General features: G+C 49.0%; 1 protein-coding gene. It reads left to right on the plus strand.

Features of this window, described 5'->3' with window-relative positions:
* The coding region (gene ruvB / locus A3766_RS26885; protein ID WP_156509177.1) for a Holliday junction branch migration DNA helicase RuvB at nucleotides 1-571 on the plus strand (571 nt) is incomplete at both ends.

Here is a 571-nt window from a genome sequence, read left to right on the forward strand (position 1 = left end):
TCATTGATGAAATTCACCGAATGAATGCTTCAGTTGAAGAAGTCTTATATCCGGCAATGGAAGATTATCAGCTCGATATCATGATAGGTGAAGGTCCGGCTGCAAGGTCTATCAAGCTCGACTTACCTCCCTTTACGCTTGTTGGTGCAACCACGCGAGCAGGTTTGCTCACCTCTCCGTTAAGAGACCGATTTGGGATCGTTCAGCGTCTTGAGTTCTACAATAACCAGGATTTGAGCTCCATTGTTAGTCGTTCAGCCCAGTTACTCGGATTAGAGATTGAACAGGGTGGAGCCGATGAGATAGCCTGTCGTTCCAGAGGGACGCCCCGGATAGCCAATCGATTGCTAAGGCGAGTAAGAGACTACGCCGAGGTTAAAGGTAATGGTGTCTTGGATAAGAACAATGCTGATAAAGCCCTAAGTATGCTCAACGTTGACGCAAAAGGCTTGGATCAAATGGATCGGCGCTTACTACTCGCGGTACTCGAAACATTTGCTGGCGGCCCGGTTGGCGTAGAAAGCATGGCGGCAGCAATTAGTGAGGAGCGAGGCACGGTTGAGGATGTCTT

It is taken from the genome of Oleiphilus sp. HI0132 (assembly GCF_001635845.1).